Annotated in this window: 18 protein-coding genes; 12 read left to right on the top strand and 6 right to left on the bottom strand. The window is 68.9% G+C overall.

Annotated features, from left to right (window positions below):
• The first annotated feature begins 202 nt into the window (after positions 1-202).
• The 5 genes from VNO22_16725 (at position 203) to VNO22_16705 (ending at position 3,977) form a co-directional block, all read left to right on the top strand.
• Positions 203-421 (top strand): DUF1858 domain-containing protein, encoded by a 219-nt coding sequence (locus VNO22_16725; protein HXG63018.1) that lies wholly within the window; start codon positions 203-205, stop codon positions 419-421.
• Positions 411-2,450 (top strand): ATP-dependent DNA helicase RecG, encoded by a 2,040-nt coding sequence (recG, locus tag VNO22_16720; protein ID HXG63017.1) that lies wholly within the window; start codon positions 411-413, stop codon positions 2,448-2,450. The genes VNO22_16725 and recG overlap by 11 nt, the downstream gene beginning before the upstream one ends.
• Before the next feature lie 77 nt (positions 2,451-2,527).
• A complete protein-coding gene (gene lptB, locus VNO22_16715) occupies positions 2,528-3,265 on the top strand; it encodes an LPS export ABC transporter ATP-binding protein (GenBank protein HXG63016.1) in 738 nt (245 codons plus the stop codon).
• On the top strand, positions 3,262-3,795 hold the full coding sequence (locus tag VNO22_16710) for a DUF6677 family protein (GenBank protein HXG63015.1): 534 nt from the start codon (positions 3,262-3,264) through the stop codon (positions 3,793-3,795). The genes lptB and VNO22_16710 overlap by 4 nt, the downstream gene beginning before the upstream one ends.
• A complete protein-coding gene (locus VNO22_16705; GenBank protein ID HXG63014.1) occupies positions 3,792-3,977 on the top strand; it encodes a hypothetical protein in 186 nt (61 codons plus the stop codon). The genes VNO22_16710 and VNO22_16705 overlap by 4 nt, the downstream gene beginning before the upstream one ends.
• Positions 3,978-3,987: 10 nt before the next feature.
• On the opposite strand, the gene lepB is transcribed toward VNO22_16705, so the two are convergent.
• From lepB to VNO22_16685, 4 genes are read right to left on the bottom strand one after another with little or no spacing between them, the layout of a single operon-like run.
• Positions 3,988-5,886 carry a signal peptidase I gene (gene lepB / locus VNO22_16700; GenBank protein ID HXG63013.1) on the bottom strand — a complete coding sequence of 633 codons (1,899 nt, stop codon included), beginning with the start codon at positions 5,884-5,886 and terminating at the stop codon, positions 3,988-3,990.
• A 50-nt stretch (positions 5,887-5,936) separates the two neighbouring features.
• Entirely contained in the window at positions 5,937-7,742 is a 1,806-nt protein-coding gene (gene lepA / locus VNO22_16695) for a translation elongation factor 4 (GenBank protein HXG63012.1), read from the bottom strand.
• A gap of 37 nt (positions 7,743-7,779) precedes the next feature.
• The gene (locus VNO22_16690) at positions 7,780-8,715 is read right to left on the bottom strand and encodes an ROK family protein (GenBank protein ID HXG63011.1); all 936 of its coding nucleotides are present in this window, start codon (positions 8,713-8,715) and stop codon (positions 7,780-7,782) included.
• 55 nt (positions 8,716-8,770) lie between these two features.
• On the bottom strand, positions 8,771-9,457 hold the full coding sequence (locus tag VNO22_16685) for a thermonuclease family protein (protein ID HXG63010.1): 687 nt from the start codon (positions 9,455-9,457) through the stop codon (positions 8,771-8,773).
• A 108-nt stretch (positions 9,458-9,565) separates the two neighbouring features.
• On the opposite strand from VNO22_16685, the gene VNO22_16680 reads away from it, so the two are divergent.
• From VNO22_16680 to VNO22_16660, 5 genes are read left to right on the top strand one after another with little or no spacing between them, the layout of a single operon-like run.
• Positions 9,566-10,945, top strand: a complete 1,380-nt coding sequence (locus tag VNO22_16680) for an alginate export family protein (protein ID HXG63009.1) — start codon at positions 9,566-9,568, stop codon at positions 10,943-10,945.
• Between the two features lie 10 nt (positions 10,946-10,955).
• Positions 10,956-11,465, top strand: a complete 510-nt coding sequence (locus VNO22_16675) for a hypothetical protein (protein HXG63008.1) — start codon at positions 10,956-10,958, stop codon at positions 11,463-11,465.
• Between the two features lie 5 nt (positions 11,466-11,470).
• The gene (locus tag VNO22_16670) at positions 11,471-12,283 is read left to right on the top strand and encodes a hypothetical protein (GenBank protein HXG63007.1); all 813 of its coding nucleotides are present in this window, start codon (positions 11,471-11,473) and stop codon (positions 12,281-12,283) included.
• Positions 12,284-12,294: 11 nt separating this feature from the next.
• Positions 12,295-13,434 carry a hypothetical protein gene (locus tag VNO22_16665; GenBank protein HXG63006.1) on the top strand — a complete coding sequence of 380 codons (1,140 nt, stop codon included), beginning with the start codon at positions 12,295-12,297 and terminating at the stop codon, positions 13,432-13,434.
• Positions 13,431-16,274 carry a CHASE2 domain-containing protein gene (locus VNO22_16660; protein HXG63005.1) on the top strand — a complete coding sequence of 948 codons (2,844 nt, stop codon included), beginning with the start codon at positions 13,431-13,433 and terminating at the stop codon, positions 16,272-16,274. Before VNO22_16665 ends, VNO22_16660 begins: the two co-directional genes overlap by 4 nt.
• A 10-nt stretch (positions 16,275-16,284) precedes the next feature.
• Here the strand turns inward: VNO22_16660 and VNO22_16655 are convergent, their stop codons facing one another.
• Both VNO22_16655 and VNO22_16650 read right to left on the bottom strand, forming a co-directional pair.
• The gene (locus VNO22_16655; protein HXG63004.1) at positions 16,285-17,562 is read right to left on the bottom strand and encodes a zf-HC2 domain-containing protein; all 1,278 of its coding nucleotides are present in this window, start codon (positions 17,560-17,562) and stop codon (positions 16,285-16,287) included.
• Between the two features lie 29 nt (positions 17,563-17,591).
• Entirely contained in the window at positions 17,592-18,185 is a 594-nt protein-coding gene (locus tag VNO22_16650) for a sigma-70 family RNA polymerase sigma factor (protein ID HXG63003.1), read from the bottom strand.
• Positions 18,186-18,364: 179 nt separating this feature from the next.
• Here VNO22_16650 and VNO22_16645 point away from each other — a divergent pair, with 179 nt between their 5' ends.
• A complete protein-coding gene (locus VNO22_16645) occupies positions 18,365-18,973 on the top strand; it encodes a sigma-70 family RNA polymerase sigma factor (protein HXG63002.1) in 609 nt (202 codons plus the stop codon).
• On the top strand, positions 18,970-19,227 hold a 258-nt coding region (locus tag VNO22_16640; GenBank protein ID HXG63001.1), incomplete at its 3' end, for a zf-HC2 domain-containing protein. The genes VNO22_16645 and VNO22_16640, both read left to right, overlap by 4 nt.

Below are 19,227 nucleotides of genomic sequence, written 5' to 3'. Positions count from 1 at the left end.
AATGCGCGTCCACGAGGAACCGCGGCGTGCGGAGACAATCATCGTACGCCCGCAGCGTGCGGGAGACCCGCCGGATTGGCTCATCGTCCTGGCCCCGGAGGACTTACGTCGGGCCGGAGCCCCTGCATGGGCAATTCCTGTCCCGGGAAATCGGGCCGCAGGGGCTGGCCCGGCCGGTCCCGGCATGCTATCTTGGGCGCGCATGGGAGAGCCCGTCCGCTTCGACGCGGGGACCAACATCCGCGAAGCTCTGGAGCGCGGCGAGCGTGTGCTGGCCGTCTTTCGCCGCCTGGGGCTCAAGTGCGTCGATCGGAGACAGGAGCTGTGCGTGGCGGCGGACGTGGAGACGCTGGCGGACGCGGCGCGCTACCACGGAATTCCGCTCGAGACGCTCCTGGCGGAACTCAACCGTGACGCCTGAGGATCCCGCCCGGACGCCCGTCGAGTTCCTCGAGGGCGTTGGACCGCGCCGCGCGGAGCTCCTGGCCCGCCTGGGCGTGCGAACCCTGCGGGACCTTCTCTTCCACTTTCCTTCGCGCTACTACGACCGCCGCCGGTGCGTGCCGCTGGGAAGGCTGCCGGCCGGGGAAGCCGTCACCGTCCAGGGCGTCGTGACGGCGGTCCGCTCCTACCGGTCCGCCCGGCGAGGGATCCCCGTGCTCGAGGTGCACGTCGGCGACCCGTCGGGAAGGGCGGTGCTCGTCTGGTTCCGGCAGCCGTACCGGGCCCGGGAGTTCCGGATCGGAAGCGAGGTGGTGGCCGCCGGTCGGACCGCGCCGGACGGACGCCCCCGGGTCGCCGTCGAGGAATTCGAAATCCTGGGGGACGGGCGGGAGCCCCGGCATGCGGCGGGATTGGTGCCCGGGTATCCGACGCCGGACGGCCTGAGCCGGCGGTTCCTGCGGGACCTTGTGGAGCGAGCCTTGGAGGTCGCCGCCGGTCGGATTCCGGAGACTCTGCCGGACGAGGTGCGGGCCCGGCGGGGCCTGCCGGGGATGGGCGAGGCGCTCCGGGCGATTCATCGGCCCGAATCGCCCGAGGAAGCGGAGCGCGCCCGGAGGAGGTTCGCCTACGAGGAGTTTTTCGCGCTCCAGCTGCGGCTGGCCTTGGCGCGGCGCTCGATCGCGCGCGCGCCGGGCCGGCGGCTTTGGGTTTCCGAGGCGATGGATTTCCGCATCCGGCGGCGGTTTCCGTTCAAGCTGACCGGCGCGCAGGAGCGCGCGGTGCGGCAGATCCGGCAGGACCTGGCCGCGGGGCCGCCCATGAACCGTCTTCTCCAGGGCGACGTGGGATCCGGCAAGACGGTCGTGGCCGCCTACGCCCTGCTGGCGGCCGTGGGGAACCGCGCGCAGGCGGCGCTCCTGGCGCCCACGGAGGTCCTGGCCGAGCAGCATCTCCGGACCCTGGAGCGGCTTCTGGAGCGGTCGCGGGTGCGGCTGGCGTTCCTGGCCGGGGGCCTTCCGCCGCGCCGCCGGGCGGAGCTTCTCGGGCGGATCGCCGCGGGAGAGGCGGATCTGGTCGTCGGGACGCACGCCCTTCTGGAGGAGAACGTGCGGTTCCGCGATCTGGCGCTCGTGGTGATCGACGAACAGCAGAAGTTCGGAGTGCTTCAGCGGGCGGCGCTGGGGCGCAAGGGGACGCGGCCGCACGTTCTCGTGATGACGGCCACGCCCATTCCCCGGACGCTGGCGCTGACCCTCTACGGCGATCTCGACGTCACGGTGCTGGACGAGCGGCCGCCCGGCCGGCGCGAGGTCGTGACGCTCTACGTCCCCGCGGCGGGGCGCCGCGCGAAGTACGCCTTCATCCGCCGGAAGCTGCGGGAAGGGCGCCAGGTCTACTTCGTCTGTCCGATGATCGAGGAATCGGAGCGCGCGGACCTGGCTTCGGCCGTCCGCAAGTACGAGGAGGTCCGCCGGGAATTTCCGGAGTTCGAGGCGGCGCTCCTGCACGGCCGCATGCGTCCGGAGGAAAAGGAGGCCGCGATGGAGGCCTTCCGGTCCGGGAGGGCGCGGATCCTCGTTTCCACGGTCGTCATCGAGGTGGGCATCGACGTTCCGAACGCCGCCCTCATGGTGATCGAGGAATGCCACCGCTACGGGCTGGCGCAGCTCCATCAGCTTCGGGGCCGGATCGGACGGGGTCCGCACGAGTCGTACTGCATTCTTTTCGGGGAGCGCAACGAGCGGATCGACGCGTTCGTGGCCACGTCCGACGGCTTTCGGATCGCCGAGGCGGATCTGCGGCTGCGGGGTCCGGGAGAGGCGCTGGGGACCCGTCAGAGCGGGTTTCCGGAGTTCCGGGCGGCGCGGCCGGCGGAGGACCTGCGGATCCTGGAGGAGGCGCGGGAGGACGCTTTCGCCTGGGTGGAGCGCGATCCGGAGCTGGCGGGCCTGCCGCCGGGGTGGGCGGGGCGGCCGGCGGCGGAGACGCTTCTGGGCGTGGGGTAAGGTCCTGATTGCGGTGGATCGGGCGGGGCGTTTCAGGTAGGGTATAGGCGCGCCGGGCGCCGCCCGGTTTCCGATCGATGAACGAGCCTCTCCTTCTTCAGGTCGACGGCGTCACGAAGGTGTACGGCCCGCGGAAGGTCGTCGACGGCGTCAGCCTCGAGGTGGACCGGGGCGAGGTGGTGGGCCTTCTGGGCCGCAACGGCGCCGGCAAGACCACGACGTTTCGGATGGTCATCGGACTGGTGCGGCCGAACGCGGGGCGGATCCTCTTCCGGGGCGAGAACGTCACGCGGTTGCCGATCTACAAGCGCGCGCGCCGGGGGATGGGATTCCTTCCACAGGAGCCTTCGGTATTCCAGCGGCTGACGGTCGAGGAGAACCTCCTGGCGATCCTCGAGGCGTGCGGGTGTCCGCGCCGGGAGCGCCGCGCGCGGGCGATGCGGCTGCTGGAGGAGTACGGGCTGGCGCGCCTGGCTCCTCAAAGGGCGTTCACGCTGTCGGGCGGCGAGACGCGGCGGCTGGAGATCTGCCGGGCGATGATCACGAATCCGTCGATCATCCTTCTGGACGAGCCTTTCTCGGGCGTGGATCCGATCGCGGTGAGCGAGCTTCAGGGATTCATTCAGCAGCTCCGCCGCCGGGGGATCGGGGTGCTTCTGACGGATCACAACGTCGGCGAAACGCTGCGGATCGTGGATCGCGCCTATATAATCAACGACGGCCGGGTTCTGACCTTCGGCCCGCCCGCGGAGGTGGTGGAGAACCCCGTGGTGCGCGAGAAGTATCTGGGCGCCAATTTCCGCATGGTGACATGAGTTCCGCCGAGGAATGGCGCATGGTGCTCCTGGCCGCGGGGGCCGCCTTCGCCCTGGTCGGGGTGGCCTCCCGGAAAGAGCCCCGGCGCGCGGCGGCGTTCGTCCTGGCCTGGCTTCTGCCGGGGGCGGGGCACGTCGCGATGGGGAAGTGGAAGAAGGGGCTTTTCTTCCTGCTCCTGCTGGGGGCCACGTACCTTTTCGGCCTGTGGATCGTGGGTTTCCGCGCCGTGGCCTTCGACGAGAACCCGTTCTACTACGTGGGCCAGTACGGCTCGGGCGCCACGTTTCTGGTCGGCCGTCTCCTGGCCGACCAGCGGGCGTTTCCGAGGGAGGACCTGCCGCCGAGCTGGTACGACCCGGGGCTTCTTTACGTCTGCGTGGCGGGGCTCCTGAACGTGGTCCTGATGCTGAACGTTCTGGAGATGCCGGTTCCCCGGCGGCCGGACGCGGCTCCCTCGGCGGAGGGGACGCCCGCGCCCGCGGTGGCGGCTCCGGCGGCGGAAGGGAAGTCTTCGGAGGCGGGTCCGTGAAAGGCGTGAGCTATCTTTTTCTCTACGTTCCGATCTGCCTGACGATCCTTCTCGTGCTGGAGGCCTGCCGGTCGGACGACGCGCGCCGCATCCTGCGCCGAACGGTCTCGAATTTCCTCACGCTGACCTTCGTGCTGGGGGCGGGCGGGACGCTGGTCTATTTCGTCAACCGCTATCTGTGACGGCGGAGGCTCAGCGGATCAGCCGGAACCAGCGGCCGGGGGGCCACCAGATCCAGAGCGCCTTGCCCACGACGAACTTCTCGGGAATCGTGCGGAAAGGCTCCTCGGGCAGGCGCTCCCTGAGGACGCCGGCGGGGAGGCCGGGCCGCAGGTCCCCCGGATCTTCGTCGTAGAGCGCCCAGGGAACCCCGTACGTGTCGGCCGCCACGATCTTGTCCGGAAGCCTCTTCAGCCCGTAGCGCGCCATGACGGCTTCCTTCGTCATCGCCTTGAAGTTGTCCTCCTCCTGGCCCTCGCACTCGACGACGCGTCCGTCGGCCAGCGCGAAGCGCTTGCGGACCCAGGCGCGGGAGTCGTGGGAGCTGCCCACGTTGTCGCCCATCATGACGTAGTGACCCGGCGGGATCCGGACGGTTTCGTCTTCTCCCAGGCCGTGGGCGCGATCCTGCTTGCCTTCGTAGTGGATGTCCCGCGCCAGGCGGAGCGACCGCGCCCGGAAGGTGGCTCCGCGCGCCCCGAAGGCGGCGCGGCGGTCCGGGTCGGGATTGAGCTTGAGGGCGTCCAACGTCGTGATGAACTCCAGCTCCTCCGCCTTTCCGCCGTCCACGCGGGCCACCGCGCGGCCGTCGTAGACGGAAAGGGCAAGATGCATCCGGCGGTCCAGGCTCGGCCGGGCGTCCCGGAGAATCCGTGCCGAGGAGGGACGGCGGGTCTCGCTGCCGGGTTCGTACCAGCGAAGTTCGCTTTCGGCGTCGGTGGCCAGCACCACCTCGAAGCGCCCGTAGGCGTTGACGATCTCCGCGAAGACCTCGCCGCGCGGGCTCGTGAGCTCGAACTCGAACTCGAGGTGCAGATCGTCGGCGTCCGTTTCTCCGCCCGGTCGCTCGCAGACGAAGGCGATGTCGCGGCCGCCCGAGGGGGACTCGTGGGTGGTGAGTTCTCCCTGCTGGACGTCGAAGTCGGCGTGGGACCCGCCGGAGGGGGCGCGCCTCCAGCGGCCTTCGAAGGAGGCTCGGTCGGCCAGGAATCCCCGGGGGGGCGTCAGAGGAATCCAGACGGACTCCTGCGTGCGGAGGGTCCGGGGGGCGATGCGGAAGGGTTCGGAGCTTCCGAGCGGCCGGACGTAGAGATTGCCCCGGTGGATTTTGAGTTCTTCGTTGGGCAGGCCCACGACGCGCTTGATGAAATTGCGGGACTGGTTGAGGGGAAAGCGGAAGACGACGACGTCATAGCGCTCGACGGCCGAGGCGGCGTAGTAGTACTTCGTGACCATGATGCGGTCTCCGCCGCGGGAGTGGCGGTGAGCGTCGCGATAGGGGCAGGCGGAGGCCCGCTGATGTTCCTCCGTGTAGTCTCCGAGGAGGGTGGGCTCCATCGAGCTCGAGGGGATCTTGAAGACCTCGATGCAGAAGCAGCGGATGACGAGCGCCATGATGAACGCCACGACGACCGCCTCCACGTTCTCCTTGAGCCAGAGTCCGACGGCCTCGGAGGGGCGTTCGGCGGCGGGGGGGGCGGAGCGGGACGCCTCCGGGCGCGGGGCGAGCGCGTTGAGGGCCACGAGGACTCCCGCGAGGATTCCGCCGAACACGAAATGGGGCGAGGCGAAGCCGGCGGACATGCCGTGAAGGAGGACGGCGACGATCTGGGTCCAGGCCAGGGCGAGGACCGCCCGGGGGGCCCAGGGGGCGCGCCGCGCCAGGGCGGCCGCCGGAACGGCCGCGGCGACCATGAAGGCCAGGGCGACCCCGCGCCAGACGGCCGCGGGTTCGGACCGGGAGGCCACGAACGCCGTCAGGGGCGCGGCCTGAAAGAGAAGGAAGGCGGCCGCTCCGGCGGCGCGGGGATGCGCGCGCAGGAGGTCCGCCCGGCCGGCGGTCTTCGCGGGGGCGGCGGTCGCTTCCGTCATGGGCGGCTATTCCAGCACAAAGGTCCGAGGCTCGCCAGAAGAATGGCCGGTCAGCTTTCATCCTCCGCGGACCGCAGGACGGCCATGAAGGCGGTCTGCGGGATCTCGACGTTCCCGACCGACTTCATGCGGCGCTTTCCTTCCTTCTGCTTTTCCAGGAGCTTGCGTTTGCGGGTGATGTCGCCGCCGTAGCACTTGGCCAGGACGTTCTTGCCCACCGCGCCGATGTCCTCGCGCGCGATGATTTTGCCGCCGATGGCGGCCTGAAGCGCGATTTCGAAGAGGTGGCGCGGGATCTCCTTGCGGAGGATCTTGAGAATCTTGCGGCCCTTCTGCTCCGCGGTGTCCCGGTGGACGATCACGGAAAGGGCGTCCACTTCCTGCCCGGCCACCAGGATCCGCAGGCGGCAGAGGTTCGCCGGCTCGTAGCCCAGGAACGTGTAGTCGAGGGTTCCGTATCCCCGCGTGAGGGACTTGAGCTTGTCGTAGAAGTCGTAGACGATTTCGGCGAAGGGCATCTTGTAGGTCAGGATCACCCGGTTGCGGGAGATGTATTCGGTGCGCTCGTAGGTTCCGCGGCGGTCCTGGCAGAGCTGCATGATCGCGCCGATCGATTCGGCGGGGATGACCAGGCGGGCGCGGACCATGGGTTCGCGCCATTCGCGGATGAGGCCCTCGTCGGGGAGCTTGGCGGGGTTGTCCACGCGCAGGACCTTGGGGCCCTCGTGAGTCTGGGCCACGATCTCGTAGGTGACGTTGGGGGCGGTCTGGATCAGCTCCACCCCCATCTCGCGTTCGAGGCGCTCCTGGACGATTTCCATGTGCAGGAGCCCCAGGAAGCCGCAACGAAATCCGAACCCCAGGGCCTCGCTCGTTTCGGCCTGCCACTTGAAGCTCGAGTCGTTCAGCGACAGCCGCTCCAGAGCGCGCTTGAGGTCCTCGTAGTCCGTGCCGCCCGTCGGGTAGAAGCCGCAGAAGACCACCGGCAGGGGTTCCTTGTAACCCGGAAGCGGCGGGACGTCCGGCCGCGCCGAGGAGACGATCGTGTCCCCCACGCGGACGTCCTGGAGCGTCTTGATGTTGGCCATGAGGTATCCGACCTGGCCGGCGGAGAGCATCGGCACTTCCACCATGTGCGGCTTGAAGAGGCCGACGTACTCGACCTCGTATTCCTTGCCGGTGCCCAGGAACTTGATCCGGTCTCCGCGGCGGAGCGTTCCGTCGATGAGGCGCACGTAGGCCACGACGCCGCGGTACTCGTTGAACTGGGAGTCGAAGATGAGCGCCCGCAGGGGGGCCGCCGGGTCTCCCTTGGGCGGCGGGACGAGCGTCAGGACCGCTTCGAGCAGTTCTTCCACGCCGGTGCCGAGCTTGCCGCTGACCTTGAACACCTCGTGGGGCTTGATGCCCAGCGTGTTCTCCATTTCGAGGAGGGTTTCCTCCACCTGGGCGGTCTGCATGTCGATCTTGTTGACGGCCGGCAGGATCTCCAGACCGCCTTCGAGCGCCAGAAGGGCGTTGGCCACGGTCTGGGCCTGCACCCCCTGGGTGGCGTCGACGAGCAGGATCGCCCCCTCGCAGGCCGCCAGGGAACGGGACACTTCGTAGCTGAAGTCCACGTGCCCGGGGGTGTCGATGAGATTCAGGCGGTATCCTTTCCAGTCCATCGCCACCGCTTTGGCCTTGATCGTGATTCCCCGCTCGCGCTCCAGAGCGTTGGAGTCGAGGAACTGCTCGCGCAGCTCGCGGGACGAGACGGTCCCCGTAAGCTCGAGGATGCGGTCCGCGAGCGTCGATTTCCCGTGGTCGATGTGGGCGACGATGCAGAAATTGCGGATTTTTTCGATGTCCACCATGAGCGCTTTCGGGAGGCTGACGGCCGGGGGACGGAAACTATCGGCACGATCCGGAAGTGGGTTCGCGGATGCCTTTGTCTTCGAGCTTGCGGGCGGCCCACAGGGCGGCGCCCAGCCACCCGGCGTCGTCGCCGGAGACTTTGGAGGATTCGATCCGGATCTTCTCCACGAAAACGGGGAAGACCCGGCGGCGGACGCCTTCGCGGACGCGGCGGACGAGGAGGTCGCCCGCCTGCGCCATGCCTCCCGCCAGGACGATGATGTCCGGGTGAAGGACGTGAATCATGTTGGCCAAGCCCATCGAGAGGGCTTCGGAAGCCCATTCCACGACGGCGAGCGCCTCGGGATCGCCTTTCCGGGCCGCGTCGAAGCATTCCTTAGCGCTTCCTTTGCCCCAACGGCGCGCGACCGCCGTGGCGGAGGCGTACTGCTCGAGACATCCCTTCTGGCCGCAGCCGCATTCCGGGCCGTTGGGGTCGATCGTCATGTGGCCGAGCTCGCCCGCCGCGCCGCTGGCGCCCACCCAGAGCTCGCCGTGGATGACGATTCCGCCTCCGACGCCCGTGCCCAGGGTGTAAAGCACCAGGCTCCGCGTGCCGCGTCCGGCGCCGGCGATGTATTCGCCCCAGGCGGCGCAGTTGGCGTCGTTTTCCATGAAGGTCGGCATGCCCAGACGCTCGCCCAGAAGGCTCGGATAGGGGACGTTGATCCATCCCGGCATGTTGGTGGCGCGGAAGAGCGTGCGGCGTTCGAGGTCGAGCGGTCCGGGGACGCCGGAGCCGCACGCGCGCGCGCGGCCGGTCTTTTCCATGAGCTTTTGGGCGGCCGCCGCCATCCGCGCGATCGTGTCCTGGGGGCCCTTCGCCGCCTCCGTGGGGATCGAGACGCTGCCGCGGGTCTCCCCCTGGGCGGTGCAGACTCCGATCTTGACGTTCGTGCCGCCGAGATCGATGCCGAGGTAAAGGTCGGTCATGGCGAGGCGCTATTAAAGCAAATGAGGGCGAGGATTGCACTCCAAAGTGGCGCGGCTACGGCCGGCAGGTCCGGCAGGGGCTCAGTCCCCGGTCCAGGGCCTCCTCCAGGCGGACCGTTCTCAGCTCCCGCGAGGTCCGCAGCGTCTCGCAGTCGCGCCGATGGTAGGCACGGCCGGTGCGGGTGACGACCACCGCTTTGTCCCGGGCCAGGACGTAATCCTTCCACGTGCCCCGGCCCGCCTCGCGGGCCTCCCGCTGGCAGGCCAGGAGAAATTCCGCATGCCGGAGGTTGACGGGACCGGGCGTGTAGTACCGCGCCAAACCCGCCCGCAGCAGCTCCGCGTTGACCATCCGGTCTCCCTGCGGCGTCCGGACGTAGACGTAACACAGCCACCGGCCGTAGGAATCCTCCCGCTCGACGTCGAATTCCAGCCATGCCTCCCGGCCTTCGCACAGATTCCGGACGAAGTCGCGCGCCTCGCGGGAGCCCTCCTCCGGGCGGCCGTCCTGGCCCCGCAGTTCCGGCGTATCCACGGCCAGCAGGCGCACCTTGCGTCCATTCGCCAAGGTCAGGGTGTCGCCGTCGTAGACGCGCTGCACCGCGAAGGCCGGGGCGCCAGGGGGAATGTTCACCGCCCGCGCCGAAGGAAGAAGGAGCGGGCCCGGCGGCGCGGCGGACGGCTCGCACGAGAGGATCAGCAGGAGAAGGGCGCCCGGCAGCGCCCGCATGGCGTGTCTCACCCCTCTCTTCAGTTTAGCCGCCCCTCGAGGGCCCGGTCAAAGGCCGAATGCGCTTGACTCGCGCCTGAGGCACGGGATAATGAATACTTCATTCGTTAGGGAGGGAAGGTGAGGAGGGGTCCTGCCGGAGGGGTGTTCCTGCTTCTTTTGTGGGTTCTTTTTCCCCGCAGCGCCGCGGCCCAGGTTCAGGATAAGCCCTTCCTGGAGGAAGAGCGCCGCCGGGTCATGGACGATCGGCCCCGGGGACCCGAGGACGTCCATCAGTCCATCCTCTGGGAGATCGGCGGCTGGCTGCACGCGGAGTTCGTGCGTCTCGACGACGAGCCTTTCGAAAAGCACCGAACCCTGCGCTATTACGACCTGCGGCTCTGGGGCGAGCTGACGATCGAGCGGCGTTACACCGCCTACCTTCGGCTCCAGTCCGACCACGTGGACTTCAGCTCGGGCGACCAGTTCGAAGGAGAGGACGACGACCGCACGCACGCGGCTCGGGTGGATCAGGCCTTCGTTCAGGCCGATTGGGGCGGCGACGGCGAGGAATTCGTCGTGCGGGCCGGCCGCCAGTTTCTGACGGTGGGACGCGGACTTCTCTTCAACGCCGTGGCCTATGGAGCTCACGCCAGCTGGGCGGCGGGGCGCTGGGGTGTGCGGGGGTTCCTGGCCCACAGTCTTCCTCACGACGACGACATCGATCGGTCGCTTCCCAACGCGGACGACAGCCGGCGCGGCTTCGCCGCCGTGGAAGTGAGCTACCTTCCGGCGGCCTACCAGCGGGCGTACGTCGTCGCCCTGGTGGAACGGGACTTCAACGACGAGGACCCCGAGAATCCCCTTCAGGACTGGGATTACAACGCCCGCTATGTGGGGCTCGGGGCCCGCGGGACCCTCTCCGGAGGGCTGGGTTACTCCGCCGAGGGGATTTTCCAATTCGGCACGAGCGTCGCCGCGGGAACGACCCAGGAGGAGGACATCCGCGCGTGGGCCCTTCTGGCCACCGTCGACTATCGATTCAATTCTCCGACGTCGGCCTACCTGGCGCTGGAGTATCTGTTCGGCTCGGGAGATCCGGATCGGGCCAGCGTGACCGACACCGCGGCCGGAAACCAGGCGGGGACCGACGACGAGGGATTCCTCGCCTTCGGGTACGTTCACACGGGGTTTTCCCTCTTCCCGCGCGTCTCGAACCTTCACATCCTGAAATTCGGGGGCTCGCTGCGCCCGCTGGTCGGAGTGGAGGCGTTTCGGGTGCTTGAAGTCGGGATGTACGTCTACGGATATTGGAAGGACGAACCGTCCGGCGCCATCTCCGATCCTCGGGCGGCGCTTCCGGAGCGGGACGTGGGGCGGGAGCTGGATCTCTTTCTCCGCTGGCGGGTTTTTTCGGACGTCGGCATGGCGCTTCATTTCGGCCGCTTCTGGCCGGGCGACGCCTACGCGGACGACGATCCGCGCGACTTCGCCGGCGCCTCCGTCACGTACAGCTTTTGAGGGCTTTCCGATGAAGGGTTGGGGCGTTTCGATCGCGGCGGCGCTGGCCGCGGCGGTTCCGGCGGGGGCGCTCCAGGAGGGCGCCCCGGCGGAACGGCGCGAGGCCCGGACGGAATATGTCCGGCGCCTCTTCGAGCAGGACCGGGCCACGTACCAGGACGCCGGCCGCATGGTTCTCTCGCTGGCTTCGGGCCGCCACGAGGGCGGAGACTTCGAGGTTCTTCGACGGGGACTCCTGGAGCGCGGTCTGATCGATCCGGATTGGGCGCTGCAGCCCTCCGACCCGGTGACCAAGGGCACGGTGGCCTACATGCTCTGCCGCGCGCTCGACATCCGCGGCGGCCTTACGATGCGGATTTTCGGGATCAGCCGGCGGTACGCCTTCCGGGAATGCGTCTATCTCGGGATCTTTTCCGGCGGCACGACGGACGAATACGTTTCCGGGCGGGAACTGATCGACGTGATCACGAACGCCGAACACTACCGCGAGCGCGGAGCCGCGATCCCGTCGGGGAGGTAAGGGCGATGAAGTCGAAGCGGATGGTCGTGCTGGCGGTTCTGGCGGCGGCGGGGCGCCTGGAGGCGCAGGAACCGCCCCAGGTCCGCGAGCTGGAGGCCACGATCGTGGCGCTCAAAGGCGCGGTGGACGTGAAACGTCCCGACGACAAGGACTGGGTGCCGGCGGCGCGGGACATGAAGCTTCGCAAGGGCTCGGAGATCTGCACCGCGGTCGCCTCGTCCGCCACGCTTCTTTTTCACGGCGCCCCGGGAACGGCGGGAAGCCTGACGGTCGAAGTGCGGTCGCTCACGCAGGCCCGCGTGGAGGAACTGGCCCGCTCCGGTTCCGCGGTCAACGCCGGCGTTCAGCTCAAGTTCGGCGCGATCGAAGTGGACATTCAGAAGGGCGATCTCAAGGCGGACATGAGAGTCGCCGCGCCGAATTCGACGACGTCGGTCTCCGGGTCGAAAGGCATCGTCCGCGCGCCGGCACGCCAGGGACGCAGCCGGTGGGTGGCGCTGGAGGTGTCCTCGGGGAACTGGGAGCACCTTACGGATCTGCTTCGGCTGGCGTTCCCGGTGGAAGATCGCGGGCGGGTGACGAACTGGGGTCTGGGCGACCGGGAACTGGCGTTCGTGGACTTTCACTGGCAGGCCTGGGGTTACTTCGGGCGCCGGCCGGAGGAGCTGGGGATCTCGATTTTCGACCTGGGGGCCAATCCGATCGACCCCTTCCTCGTGCCGCCTTTCGAAGTCGTCAGTCCCCGGCGGCCGGCCAGCGGGGCGTTCTCGGGGCCGCCCTCGATTCCGCTTCCTCCGCCTCCGCCGCCCAGCCCGTAAAGGAGAGGTCCGTGAACAAGACGATTCGAGTTCTGGCGGCCGCGACGCTGCAGGCGGCCGCGGTCTCCGCGGCGTTCGCTCAGACCCCGGCGCCGGCCGAAGTGGTGCGCGTTTGCCCGCGCGGAGGGTCCAACGCCGGCGATGTCGTTCTCTGGGTCGAGGGGAGCAACTTTACGGCAGGAACGCAGGTGGGGCTGAGGGATGTGCAGGGCGCGTTCACCTCCCTTGCCGTCGCCTTCGTTCACTCCGGCCTCGTGCAGGCGGTGGTCCCGGCCGGGACGACGCCGGGCGTTTATTCCGTCGAGGTGGACAACGGCGTTCGCCCCAGCGATATCCTGAGAGATTGCTACACCGTTTCGGACGGGACGTCCTTTGCGGATTCCGTCCCGATTCCGGGACCGGGATCGGGATACCAGCTGCGTTCCGTTCCCCAGTATTGCACGGTGCAGGAGCTTTTGTCCGTTCTGGAGAACGCGCTGGGTCCCTATAATCCCGCCCTCTACCGGGTGCTGATCTGGCGGGGCGGTCGATATCGGGATTTGGTCGAGCTGCCGGGGCATTGCGATTTGTCGGGGGAATCCTTCTGGGCGCTGGGGAAGGCCGCGACGGTGCTCGACGTGAGCGCGCCGGACTGTTTCGCGCCCGTGGCGACGCGCGTGGGGGGGAGGTTCGTGCTGCCTCTGGAGCCGGGATGGAACCAGATTTCCCAGCCGTTTTTCGATCGTGCGAACAACATGACGCTCATGAGCTGGTCGGACGTTCTGGTCGATACGGACGGGGCGCTCCCCAACCCCCTCAGCACCGGGAGCGCCACGGCTTGGATCGGTTCGCCCTACGCGTGGGACGGGCGGAGCTATTCCCCTGTGACGGACCTGCTCGTCGGGCGGGGATATTTCGTTTACAATCGGACCCCTGGAATTCTGTATCTCATCTTTAATTCGACGGACATCCAGCCTGATCCGGTGCCCTCACCGAAAGGGAGTGCCTCGCTCGCGGGTTCCGAGGAGATGCCGCCGGCGCCGCCTCCGGCGGGGTCCGGGGGGGACGGTTCGGCGGCGGGGACTTCGTGCGGCCTGCTCGGCGCCGAAGCGGCGGCGTTGCTGCTGATCGTTCGCCTCTCGGCGCGTCGGCGGAGACCGGCCGGCGCGTGAACCCGCTGGGCGTCTGGCGCCGGCAGGTGAGCCGGGCCGCCGAACGGGGCGACCCCCGACCGGGGATTCTCATCGGCGCCGCGATTTCCCTGGTCGTGGCGGGCGCCTTCGGCGCGCGCGCGCCGCTGGCCCAGAAAGCCGAAAACGCCGCGCTGGACGCCGCTTTCCGGCTTCGACCCCCGATTCGCGAATCCGACCGGATCGTGCTCGTGGACATGGACGACGGCACGTTCCGCGATCTGCGCTGGCCCCTCCCCAGAGAGTACTTCGCCCAGGCGATCCTGGCGCTGGACCGCCTGGGAGCGCGCCGCATCGCGCTGGACGTCGAATTCAAGATGGCGGTCCCGCGTCCCGGCGAGTTCGACGAAGAAACGGGAGAAAGCGTCCTTACGCCTTCCGACCGGGCGCTGCGCTTCGCGATCGCCGCGTCCGGGAAGGTCCTTTTGGCCTATCACTTTGAGCTGACAGATCCTCTGTCCCCGCCGGTTCGGGAGCGCTTCGCGCGCGTGCTGGAGCTTTTGTCCCGGGACTTCGCCGCGGCGCCCGGGGAGGTCGCCCGGGCGGCCGGGCTTTCCGAGAAGGAGCTGGAGGACGAGATGGTCGCGCTGCGGCACGAGGCGGCGCTGGAGCTGGTGAACGGATTTCTGGCCGAGCGGCCGGGCGCCTCCTTCGCGGAGGTGCGGGCCCGTTTTCTCCCGGGCTACGACCCGCGCCTTCACCGGGCGGAGCTCAAGCGCCTGCAGTACGCGTACGGACATGCCCGGGCCCGCCGCCGCCTGGCCGAGATCAGTCCCTTCGTGCGGGTCGAGGGTCTTCCGGACCGCCTGGTTCCGGTGTACGGCGTGGTTCCGCCCGCGTGGGCGTTCCTGGAAGCGGCGCGGGGGGCGGGTCTGGTGAACGCGGCGCCCGATTCGGACGGCACGATGCGGCGCCCCTGGACGCATCTCGTGCACGGGGCCCGGGCGTATCCCTACCTGGGGCTTGAAAGCGCGCTTCATCTCCTGTCCGACGGGAAGGGTCCGGTCGAGGCGACCCTGCGGCCCCGGGAATTGACGCTGCGGTGCGGGGACTGGGCGTTTTCTCTGCCGCTGGATGAGGAAGGCCGGCTGCTGGTGAACTGGGCGGGGAATCGCCACCGTCGCCGGGGCCGGGACGCCCGGGAACTGCCGTTCGCCCATGTTCCGTTTCTGCTGGTTCTCAGCTACTACGAGGCTCGCTACGAGTCGCTCGACGCCACGGTGCGCCGGACGCTCGCGCAGCTCGACGACGCCGCGCGGGCGTCCCTCGGCGGCGACGAGTACCTCCGGTTGAGCGACCGCTTGCGGACGGCGCTGGCGGGGCAGGAGGATCTGGCTCCGCAGGAGGCGCGGGCGATCGAGGCCCGGATGGACGAGATCCGCCGGGGCATCATCCGCGAGTTCGAAGCCGAGATCGGCCGCATCGAGGCGAGCCTGGCGGGAATCTCCAGTCCGCGGATCCGCGAGCGTTCGGAGCAGGCGCTGGCGGGCTGGCGCGCGCAGGTGGCGGGGTTGAAGGACGCCGACGTTTTGGAGAAGAAGCTCCGCCCGCTCATCGAGGGGCGCGTCTGCCTGATCGGGTCGGCCAGCACGGCGAGCGGGGATCTCCATCCCACGCCCCTGGGGGAATCGACCCCGGGAATGGACGTGCTGGCGAACGTGGCCAACATGGTTCTGACGCGCCAGGCGCTCGGGCGGGTTTCGCGGGGGGTGGAGTTCGCGTTCGTCCTGGGGGCCGGCGTGGCGGCGACTCTGGCGGTGACCTACGGGAGTTCCGTCGCCAGCGCGGCGGCGCTCGGGGGGCTGGCGGCGCTCATCGTGGGGCTCGGGGCGTTCGCCCTGACGGGGGCGGCGCTCGTTCTCCCGATGGCGGGTCCTCTCTCGGCGGCGGCCTTTGCGTTCGCGGGGACCACGGCCTACAAGGAACTCGTGGCGCAGCGTTCGCGGCGCAAGCTCCAGAGGGAGCTCGAGAAGAACACCAGCGCGGAGCTCGTGACGATCCTCCTGGAGCATCCGGAGCTCCTGGCGCGTCCGCGCAAGATGGAAGGGACGTTTTTCTTCTCCGACATCCGCTCGTTCACGTCGATTTCCGAGCGGATGGCGCCCGAAGTCCTGGTGCCGTTCGTGAATCGGTATCTCGACCGGATGACGCGGGCTCTCAAGGGCCGCAAGGCCTACGTGGACAAGTATCTCGGCGACGGGATTATGGCGCTTTTCGGGATTCCCGTGCCCTCGCCCCGGCACGCGGAGGAGGCGTGCCGGGCGGCGCTGGAATGCCGGGCGCTTCTTGGACCGCTCAACGAGGAGCTGGCGCGGGAAGGGCTGCCGCGGATCTCCTCCCGGATCGGCATTCACAGCGGAGAGGCCATCGCCGGCTACGTCGGGGCCGCGGACCGGTCGGACTACACGGTGCTGGGGGACGCGGTCAATCTGGCCGCGCGTCTGGAAGGGGTCAACAAGGAGTACGGGACCTCGATCCTCATCAGCGAGGCGACCCGGGAGCGGTCGGGAGGACGCTTCCGGACGCGGGACCTGGGGCGCGTCCGGGTGGTGGGCAAGCGCGAAGCGGTGGCGATTTACGAGCTCTTGGCGGAGGCGGGGGAACCTCTTCCGTTCGACGAGACGGCGCTGATCGAATACGAGGCGGCCCTGGCGCTCTTCCGCGCGCGCCGGTGGACCGAGGCGCTCGAAGGGTTCCGGAGGGCGCTGGCCCGGATGCCGGAGGACGGGCCGTCCCGGTTCTACGCGGAGCGCGCCGGGTTGTTTCGGTCGACCCCGCCTCCGGAGGATTGGGACGGGGTCTTCGACCTCACTTCGAAGTGAGCCGGGCGGGTCAGCGCGGCGCCGGCACCAGGATCGAGCCGTCCTTCCAGACGGCCCGTTCGAACCGCGGGTCTGTGGAGCCCGCGGGCCGGAGCACCGCCCGGCGGCTCTCCCGCGCGCCGATGGCCACCTCGTACTGGCGGGTATCCGGGATGAACATCCCGTCGCCCAGGCGCAGGAACACCGGCTTTCCGTCGGGATCGAAGCGCTGCTCCGTGTACGTGATCGAGAGAGTCTGCGTGCCTTCCTCGATCCGCCCCAGGACGAAGTCCGTGGTGAAATCCACTTCGCCGACGCCGGGGACGTGGACCCGGTCGCCGACCCGCTGGCCGAGGCCCGCGTAGAAGCGGTGCGTTACTTTGCGGCCCGCGATCGTGCGCTCCAGGCGGAAGCGCGCCAGATCCTTGGGCGCGGCCAGTTCCTCGCAGACGATGCGGACCGTCCGCTCGGGGTCGAGATCTCCGGCGGCCGGCAGGCGCATGAAGACGGGGACCGATTCGACCGGGTCGGCATCCGGCCGGAGGGCCTCGAACTTGTAGACGTAGCCCTGGCCGGGGCGCGCCGAGCGGTCCTCGAATTCGGGCCGCTTGAGCGGTTCCGGGTTGAGCTTCACGAACCGGTCGTCGCGGTCTTTCTCGTTGCGGCGGTACACGTTGTAGCCGGAGAAGCGGCCCCCGTCGAAGCGGGCCTTGACGACAAGGCGGTGCGCGTACCCCTCGGGGTCCACGTAGCCCAGGACGGATCCCTCGCGCGCGGCGCGGAGGATCTCGTCGGTGCGCCGGTCGCGCGCCTCGCGGGCGAGCTCGTCGGAGAGCCGCGACGTCATTTCCGCTTGCTCCTGGAACTGGCGGGCCAGGCGGAGAGTTTCCTCGCGCGCCTCGCGGGCCGCCTGAACCTGCTCCTGGAGGGACTGCTTGAGCGCCTCCACGCGCGCGGCATGGGTCATGCTCAGAAGGGTGACCAGGCCCACGACGAAAAGCGCCGCAGCGGCCAGCGGCACGACCGGCCGGGCGCGGAGCCAGTCTCCCAGGCCTTCCTCCACGGGGCGGGCGACCGGCGGCGCCTCCTTGCGAAGCGAGGCCATCACGGAGGCCACGACCGCGTCGCCGAAGGCGTCGGCCGAAAGCGCGTCCGCCAGGAGGTTCTCGTGGCGCTGGAAGAGGGCCAGGAGCTCCCGGCACTCCCCGCACCCGCCGACATGCTCTTCCACGCGGGCGCGCTCTTCGGGCGAAAGCTCGCCGTCCACGTAGCGGGACAGCAGCAGTTTCATGTCCTCGGGACAGGGCATCGGATTTTCCTTCCGGCTCGAAAAAGTCCTCAGAGATAAAGATCCATGAGTTTGTTCTTCAGCATAATCCGCGCCCGATAGAGGCGCGACTCGATCGTGGCCACGGGCAGTCCCAGGAAGTCGCTCATTTCCCGGTAGGTCATCTTCCGGAGGTGCCTCAGGAAGATGATCTGCTGATAGATCCGGGGCAGTCCGTTGACGATGTGAAGGATCTTCTCGCGCAGCTCCTCGACTTCGGTGGACGTCTGCCGGAAGACGCCTCCCAGGAATTCTCCTTCGGGCTCCAGTCCGTCCTCGGAGATCTTTTCCAGGGAGCAGGGTTTCACCCGTTCCTTGCGCAGCCAGTCCACGCAGGTCGTGCGGACGATGGAGCACAGCCAGCCCTTGAAGCGGCGCGGATCTTCCAGGCGCGCGAGGTTTCGATAGACCTTGAGAAAGGTTTCCTGAGTGATGTCTCCGGCCACGTGGGGGTCGCCGACGATGTTGAAGGCGATCGAGCCCACGAGGTTGGCGTATTTGGACATCAGGGCTTCGAACGCCCCGGGCTCGCCCTTGCGGCTGCGCTCGATGAGGACCGCGTCATCCGCGGCCGTTCCGGCACGCCGCTGCGCGTTTCGAGGCATAAGCTCAGGCCCTTACTCTAACACATCGGATCGTCATAATCCTAGACGGACGTGAAGGGGAGTTTCCCTTCCGGCATGTCGCCGGAGCTCCGGTTTTGCCGACATTTACTTCCAGCCCCCAACCCGTTATCAGGGAGAGCGTTAAAAGGAGGCGGAAGGTGCCCGATCGGGAGAATCGCATGGACGTGGAGGAAGACCTCCTCCGGAGATGCGCGCGCGGGGACGCGGCGGCGTACCGGGAGCTTGTGGAGCGCTTGGAGAAGCCGCTGGTGAATTTCCTGTACCGCTTCGTCGGCGAGCGGCATGCGGCGGAGGATCTCTTCCAGGAGACGTTCGTGCGGGTGGTCCGCTCGGTCGGGGAGTTCCGGCCCGAGGCGTCCCTGAGCACGTGGATTTTCACGATCGCGCGGAACCTGGCGCTCGATTACCTCAAGGCGCGCAAACGGCGGCGCGAGATGCCGCTGGAGGCGGAAACGGACGCCGAGCGGGGGCGGGTGATCTCGTTCCGGGACGCGATGCCGTCCCCGTTGCCGGGTCCGGCGCTCCGGGCGGAGGCGGGGGAGGAAGAGCGGCGCCTGACGGAGGCGCTCGGGGCGCTGGGCCCGGCCAAGCACGAAGCGCTCGTCCTTCGGGTGTACGCCGGGCTTTCGTACGCCGAAATCGCCCGCATCGTCAAGGCGCCGGTGGGGACGGTGAAGTTTCGCGTGCACGAGGCGGTTCGGGAACTGGCCCGGAAGCTGGCGGCGGACGGCCGCGGCGAAGGGGTCCGCCAAGGAGGGTGCCCATGAAGTGCTCCGAGGTCCGCAGGCTCCTTCCCGAGCTGGCGCTCGGGGATCTGGACGTCGAGCCGGCCCGCCGGGCGGAAGGCCATCTCGGGGGATGCGCGGCGTGCCGTTCCGAATTCGAATCGATCGGGCGGGCGGCGGCGGCGCTCGGGCGGGCGGCGGCGCTGGCGCCGTCGACGGAACGGCGGGACCGCGTCGTGGAAGCGATGGCGCGGGCGGCTTCGGAGCCTCCGGCGGCGCGGCGCCGGACGCGGCGC

This window comes from Planctomycetota bacterium, assembly GCA_035574235.1.
Classification (GTDB): domain Bacteria; phylum Planctomycetota; class MHYJ01; order MHYJ01; family JACPRB01; genus DATLZA01.
The sequence above is the reverse complement of the archived record's forward strand: the minus strand, read 5'-3'. Positions and strand labels throughout refer to the sequence as shown.